The sequence below is a fragment of the Armatimonas sp. genome (genome assembly GCF_043760365.1).
In the GTDB taxonomy this organism is placed as follows: domain Bacteria; phylum Armatimonadota; class Armatimonadia; order Armatimonadales; family Armatimonadaceae; genus Armatimonas.
Genome location: NZ_JAYUPA010000637.1, coordinates 1 through 4107, shown reverse-complemented (window position 1 = coordinate 4107; position 4107 = coordinate 1). Strand labels below are relative to the sequence as shown.

Genomic DNA, 4107 nt, shown 5'->3' with positions numbered 1-4107 from the left:
AGCCTTCGTCGGCGAGCATGAAGGTCGAGATGCGTGTGATATCGGCTTGAAAGGCCAGCACCATCATGTCGCCTAGGAGCTGAATCTGCTCGGGGTAGTCGAGCGCCCCCTTGTTATTGGCGGGGAAGCGCTGCTGGAAGTTCTCGGCTGTCGCGCCCGTGGCCTTGCTGGCTTTCTCCAGAAACGCGATCCGCCGCTCGATCTCACGAATGCCCGTGAAGTACTCATCGAGCTTTTGCTTATCGTGCGCCCCGAGCTTCTTCTGAAGACTGGTGGCATCGTCTTTGATAAAGTCTAAGACGCTCTGATTGTAGCGCTGACGCTTTGCCCGTGCCTCGGCGGACTCACTGAGGTTCTCGACTTTAAAGAGCCGCTCGAACACTAAGCGCGGGCTGTCCTCTTTGGCAACGGGCGTGGTGTCCGAGCGCCAGGAGATGGTGTGGGAGTAGGCGCAGGAGTAGCCGCTGTCGCAGTTGCCCGCCATCGAGCCACGCTCGCAGCCGAGCTCTAGGCTGGGAAAGAGTGTCTGGTGCCCCCGCTTGAGCGCCGCGAGCTGGTCGGCGGAGACACCCGCCTGGATATTGGCACCATCGGTCTTGCGCGGATGGCAGCCGGTCAACCAGGCCGCCGCCGAGCGTGCATGGTCGCCCGCGCCGTCTTTTTGTGCCTCGGCACCGTACTGGCTCAGTCCGGTGAGCACATTGAAGTGGTCTTTCAAACCCGCCAGCGGCTCCAGCGTCGAGGGCAACCCGCCTAAAGCGCCCTCTGTGTCCGGTGTCCAGTGCTTCATGTTGATGCCGTTGGGCACGAACAAAAACGCCATGCGCACCGGCGCGTCACTCGCTTTCTTTCCGGTTTGAGCGGAGGCCATCGCCTCTAAAAACGGCAGCGCCATCGCTGTGCCTGCCCCCCGAAGGAGCATTCGTCGTGAGATTAATGGATCTGTGTTCATGATTTTTATTATACCAGCCCCCCGCCTGGTGCGAGCGCAGGCTAGGAGGCTGGCTTCTTCCCTGATTCATCGCCGCGTCGCTCGCGGAAGGGAGTGCTGGTCACAACGGCTTCCACAATCGCCGAGAACTTGTAGTTGCTGCTCTCGACGGATTTTGTCATCGTGTCTAGGTTGCACTTGTCGGAGCGCTCGATCCCACGCCCCAGCGCATAGGTCAGCAGGCGATCCGTGAGCGTGTGGGTGAACTGGGTTTTCTTTTTCAGAAGAATGCGCTTCAGCTCGCTCGGGCCGCTGAACTTGCTGCCATCGGGAAGAACCCCGGCGGTATCTATCGGCTTGCCGCCGTCGTTTAAGCGCCAGCGCCCGATCAGATCGTAGTTTTCCAGAGCGAGGCCAATCGGGTCCATCTGCGCGTGGCAGTTGGCGCAGGCCGGGTTGGTGCGGTGGATTTCGAGGCGCTTGCGGAGTGTTTCTGCCTGGGTCGCGCCTTTTTGTGCCTCAAGCTCGGGGACATTGGGCGGCGGCGGCGGCGGGGGCGTCCCGAGGAGATTATCGAGTACCCACTTACCGCGCTTGACCGGCGACGTGCGACTGGGGTTGCTGGTGAGCGTCAGCACGGCGGCCATGGAGAGAATCCCGCCGCGCTGCTCCGCGTCTTTATTGAGGGTGACACGCTGAAAGGCATCGCCTGTAATGCCTGAGATGCCGTAGTGCTTTGCGAGCGGTGCATTGACATAGGTGTAGTCGGCATCCAGAAACTCTAAAACGCTCCGGTCTTCCTGCACCACGCGGGTGAAGAAGCGCAGCGGCTCTTGCGTCATCGCTTGGCGCAATGGCTCCCCGAAGCTTTTGTCATCGGGCTGGACCACGGCGAGCTTGCGCAACTGGAGCCACTGCCCGGCGAAGTTCTCAGCCAGCGCAGAAGCTTTCGAATCCCTCATCATGCGCTTGGCCTGCGCGATGAGAGTGGTGGTATTTTTGAGCTTACCCTGATCCGCGAGGCGCAGTAGCTCGTCGTCGGGCGTGGACGACCACAGGAAATACGAGAGGCGGGTTGCCAGCTCATAGTCGTTCAGAAGGCGGCGTGCCGTGGGATCGTTGGGTTTGGCATCGGGCTCCGGGCGGAACAGAAAGCTCGGTGAGGAGAGAATTGCGCGCACGGCAAGCTGAACGCCCTCGGGGAACTCCTCGCGCTTCTTCGTCTCGCGCACTAGGTGCGTGAGTGCGACAAGCTTGGTTTTCTCTTGCAACGTCGGCGGACGGCGGAAGGCGCGCTTGGCCAGAGGATCCAGAACGCTATGGGCCGCTGCGTCCCACGCCGCATCGGTGTTGTCTTTGGGGAGCGTGAGGCTCAGGCCGCGCTTGAACCCGGCAGGCGGCTGAAGCTCCACAAAACCAATGTAGAGGTTACGGTCCTGGCCGTTGCGACGAAACGGACGGTCTTCGACAGAAGTGTCGTTGTTGTTGAGAAAAGTCGTCTCAATTTTATGTCGCCCCGGCTGGTCAATCGTCAGGGTGAGCGTCGAAATTTGAGGACTTTGAACGGTTGCGGCCACCTCGAAGCTCTGGAGCTGTTTTCCATCGAGTGCGACTCGCATCTGGCTGGGGCGAGGATCGGCGTGTTGTTCGTAGGCCTGGATACGCACGGTGTAGGCTCCGGCCACGGGAAAGTCAAAACTGGCTGTTGCCGTGTCGCCGGTTCGGCCTAGCTCGAAGCCCTCTTGCGAGCCGCCGCCGCCGCTGCCGAGGCCTGCAAGCTGTCGCGCCGTGATGCGCAGCGGGCGGGAGCTTGCGCCGGGTGGCACGATGGCTTCCGCCGCTACTTTCTCGGCGGCGCTGAGATACTTTTCCATTAAGAGCGGGGAGATCGAGAGAACATCTCCGATATTGTCAAAGCCATAGCCCACATCGTCGTTGGGAAACTCATCGGCGGGGCGCAGTGTCACCCCGAGCAAGTCTCGAATGGTGTTGTTGTACTCGGCGCGGTTTAAGCGGCGCATCGTGACGCGGCCTGGGTCGTTGAGCTGGCAGTCCACTTGCGAAAACAAACTCTCCAGTGTGTGCCCTAGCTTCTCGCGTTCCGTCGGCGTCGGCTGGGGCATATCAGCGGGCGGCATGCGATTCTCTAATACCGCGGGGCCAACTCTGTCCCAGATGGCGCGGTTTTTCAGAGCGGCCTCAAAGGTCTTCTCCGCACTGAGACTTACCCCGCCGGTGCCCTTGGGAGCCGTGTGGCAGCTCACGCAGTATTTTTTGACCAGCGGTGCGACATCGCGTGCAAACTCCGCACCAGCAAGTGCTGGCTTTGGTGCTTGTTTTGGTGTTGTGAGGGACGGTTTTTTCTGCTGGGGATGTGCCAAAGCACTCAGAGCGACGAGTGTCACAAAAGGCAGACACAACAAGAGAGGCGTGTGTTTCTGGTTCATAGCGAGTATGGTGTATCGTACCCTACCTAGCTGAAGATGCAACCCTGAGGTAGGGGAGGTAAAATGGTGACTAACAATGGATGAGACTACGGTGCGTTACGACGTTGGCAAAGGGCACTTGCGGGCCAAACAATTTGCGGAGGCCACTGCTGCGTTTCAGAGCCTGGTTGAGGCCGACCAAGGGGATGCCGAAGCCTGGCAGCTTCTAGGCGCTTCGCAGAGCCAGGAGAAGAACTGGGTGGGCGCAAGCTCCGCATTTCGCAAGGCGGAGACCCTGGAGCCGTCGGCGCGCAACCGCTACAATCTTGCCGTCGCGCTCAGCGAGGGGCTCTCTCGGCACGATGAAGCGCGGCTCTACCTGGAGCGTGCTCTGGAAGCCGACCCCAGCCATGCGCCCAGTAAAGAGCTTCTCGCTCAGTTGGTCGCGCGGACAGCGGCTCCGGAGTACGATGCCCGCCAGGCACAGGTTCAAATCCAGCAAATCGAGCGGCAGCGTGGCCCCGTACCACTTGCCCGCAAGCTCCTGGGGGTTTTGGTTGCCACGATGGTCTCGATTGTCGCCTGTGGAATCTGGTGGATCTTTCCCTTTCGAGTGCTCGTGGCATTTGGCGCGGGCTGGCTCGTGGGGCTTCTAACCGCCAAAGCCTGTGGCCGAGGCGGACAGACGGCGGCCCGGATCTCGGGGTGGACATCGGCGGTGTTCTTTATCCCGCTGTGTGGCTGGTTCCT

3 protein-coding genes are annotated in these 4107 nt (G+C 60.8%); 1 reads left to right on the top strand and 2 read right to left on the bottom strand.

Annotation, left to right across the window (positions count from 1 at the left end; all coding sequences use genetic code 11):
* Positions 1 to 952 (bottom strand): DUF1552 domain-containing protein (locus tag ACH2EH_RS14620; protein ID WP_395142780.1); only part of this gene is annotated, 952 nt, incomplete at its 3' end.
* 41 nt (positions 953 to 993) lie between these two features.
* The gene (locus ACH2EH_RS14615) at positions 994 to 3378 is read right to left on the bottom strand and encodes a DUF1592 domain-containing protein (RefSeq protein WP_395142779.1); all 2385 of its coding nucleotides are present in this window, start codon (positions 3376 to 3378) and stop codon (positions 994 to 996) included.
* A gap of 76 nt (positions 3379 to 3454) precedes the next feature.
* On the opposite strand from ACH2EH_RS14615, the gene ACH2EH_RS14610 reads away from it, so the two are divergent.
* On the top strand, positions 3455 to 4107 hold a 653-nt coding region (locus tag ACH2EH_RS14610; RefSeq protein ID WP_395142778.1), incomplete at its 3' end, for a tetratricopeptide repeat protein.